This is a genomic window from Teichococcus wenyumeiae (assembly GCF_003696345.1).
GTDB lineage: Bacteria > Pseudomonadota > Alphaproteobacteria > Acetobacterales > Acetobacteraceae > Pseudoroseomonas > Pseudoroseomonas wenyumeiae.
Window position 1 is genome coordinate 1 of the sequence record NZ_RFLX01000144.1, and the last position, 1,250, is coordinate 1,250.

Annotated in this window: 1 pseudogene; it reads right to left on the minus strand. The window is 66.0% G+C overall.

The features are described 5' to 3' along the window. Window positions 1–99: 99 nt before the first annotated feature. Window positions 100–1,175, minus strand: a pseudogene (locus EBE87_RS28250) (IS5 family transposase). Between the last annotated feature and the right edge of the window lie 75 nt (window positions 1,176–1,250).

Genomic DNA, 1,250 nt, shown 5'->3' on the forward strand with positions numbered 1-1,250 from the left:
CGAGCAGGATCGCCGCCTCAGGTCATGACCCGCCCCTGCTGATGGGGTTGGATGATCGGCTTGGGGCGGCCGGTGCCGCTCTTCCTGGGCGCTGTGGGGTTATGCGGGCGCAGTTCGGGTGCTGAGCCAGGCCAGACGGGTGAAGTTATAGGCCAAGTTGGCCATGCCGATCTTCACCTGCGCCCGGGCTAGGCCGATGGTGCGCACGAACAGCGCCATGCGATGCTTCTGCGCGGCGAAAACATGTTCGATGCCGGAGCGGATCCGGGCGCGTGATGCATTGGCCTTCGCCTGCTGTTCGGAGAGCTGGCGCCGCGGTGGGCGCCGGAACTGGAGGCGCTCACTCAGCCCTCGTCGCTCCAGGATCTCCAGACTGCGCTTGGTGCGGTAGGCGGTGTCGGCCCAGACGCGGCTGGCGGTGTTCCCAGGATCCAGCAGGGCGGGAAAGCTGCGGCTGTCACGCTGAGCGGCATCGGTGACGGCCCAGCGGCGGATCAGCCTGTGCCGCCGGTCGATGCCGATGTGGCTTTTGTAGCCGAAAATTGGCACCGCGATCTGGATAGCCTGGCGCTGCGTGCCTTCTGGTTTGGGCTTGGTCCTGCCGCGCTTGAGCGTCCACCGCGCATCCCGGTCCTTCTGCGCCCGCTTAGCGCGGGACTATCCCTCCGGCGTGCCGCCTTCCCGGATGATGGTCTTCTCCTCGGAGGTGAGCTGCTGGCGCGGCGCGGCGATCAGGGTAGCATCAATGATCGCCCACCCATGGCGAGAAAGCCCTTGGCCGCCAGCACCTCATCAAAGCGGCGGAACAGCCCCTCAATCGCGTTCGCCTGTTTGAGCTGCTCACGGTAGAGCCAAATGGTTTTGGCGTCCGGCACCGCCTGGTGCAGAGCAAGGCCCGCGAAGCGCATGAAGGACAGTCGGTCGCGCAACTGGAATTCTGCCTGCTCATCCGAGAGGCTGTAGAGCGCCTGCAGCACCAGGATGCGGAACATCAGCACGGCATCATAGGGCGGACGCCCACCTCGGCTGCGGTCCGACCGCGCCAGGGCCGCATCCAGTACAGGGCGGAAGATCTCGAAGTCGACCACGGCCGCAAGGCGCTCCAGCTGGTCGCCCGCGGCGGACAGTGCCGCATACCGCTCCTCGACATCGAAGAACCCGGGCTGAGCCGCCATTCCTGCCACCTCCGCTGACCAGGGCGAGTGAATCAGATCAGCGTCTCAACAGCGAGGTTTTAGAGGCGTCCACCT